Consider the following 1,344-nt stretch of genomic DNA (forward strand, 5'->3'; position numbering starts at 1 on the left):
ACGCCACTGAGCTTGTAAGAGCAATCTCTCGCAAGCTGTATTGACCAGACCCCTTTTTCATAGGAGCCGTTATTTGGGTCACGACACCTCGAAATGCGAAGCTAGTTTCCCGCTCTGTCGTTTTCAATTAAACAGTTCTAAAGTCACTCTTTACAGTGTTGAAAACCTAACAAGCCCAAATAACCAGGTCGAAGCTAACATTACCCCGCAAGGGAGGACTGAAAATGTCTAATTTTGTTTTTGTTCTAGATACCGAAAAACGACCACTGAATCCGGTTCGTCCAGGTCTTGCACGTAGGTTGTTGAACACCGGAAAAGCTGCGGTATTTCGGAAGTATCCGTTTACCATCATTTTGAAAGTCGTGGCAACAGCAAACCCCGAATCAATCACTCTCAAATTAGATCCAGGCTCCAAAACTACTGGTATCGCATTATTGCAAGGCAAAAAAGTGATTTTTGGCGCTGAACTAACCCATCGTGGTCAAACCATCAAAGCAAGCCTTGAGTCCCGTCGTTCACTACGTCGCGGAAGACGTAGCCGTCATACCCGTTACCGTCAAGCAAGGTTTTTGAATCGTACCCGCAAAAAAGGTTGGCTAGCACCATCCTTGCAGCACCGAGTAGAAACAACCCTGACTTGGGTCAACAAATTACGAAAACTTGCGCAGATTGGTTTAATCATTCAAGAGCTGGTTAGATTCGACCTGCAACAATTAGAAAATCCTGAAATTTCAGGGGTCGAATACCAGCAAGGCGAACTACAAGGTTACGAGGTTCGGGAATATTTACTCAACAAATGGAATAGAAAATGCGCTTACTGTAGTCTTGAAAATGTACCTTTGCAAGTTGAACACATTCATCCCAAAACCAAAGGCGGCACGAATCGCATCTCGAATCTCTGCCTTGAAGAGTGAAAAGTGCAATCAAAAGAAGGGTACTCAAGCTATTCAGCAATTCTTGGCAAAGAAACCTGATATTCTGAAGTGCATTCTTTCGCAAGCAAAGCGCCCACTCAAGGATGCTACTGCCGTGAATTCAACTCGATGGGCATTGCTTTCTCGACTAAAAGAAACAGGAATATCTGTTTTAACAGGTTCGGGCGGATTGACCAAGTTCAACCGCACTCGATTTAAACTACCTAAGACCCATTGGCTTGATGCAGCCTGTGTGGGTCAGGCTGCATCCCTAGAAATCCTCACAAATCAACCACTGCTAATCAAGGCAACTGGACACGGAACTCGTCAAATGTGTCGCACAGATAAATTTGGCTTTCCATCTCGGTACGTTCCGAGAAACAAGTTTGTCAAAGGTTTTCAGACGGGCGACATTGTAAAAGCAGTCGTC

At 44.7% G+C, this 1,344-nt stretch carries 1 pseudogene; it reads left to right on the forward strand.

Annotated elements, in window-relative coordinates:
* Positions 1–224: 224 nt before the first annotated feature.
* Positions 225–1,344, forward strand: a pseudogene (gene iscB / locus ACUVJL_RS39175) (RNA-guided endonuclease IscB); the annotation flags it as partial.

It is taken from the genome of Microcoleus sp. OTE_8_concoct_300 (assembly GCF_031383065.1).
Lineage (GTDB): Bacteria > Cyanobacteriota > Cyanobacteriia > Cyanobacteriales > Microcoleaceae > Microcoleus.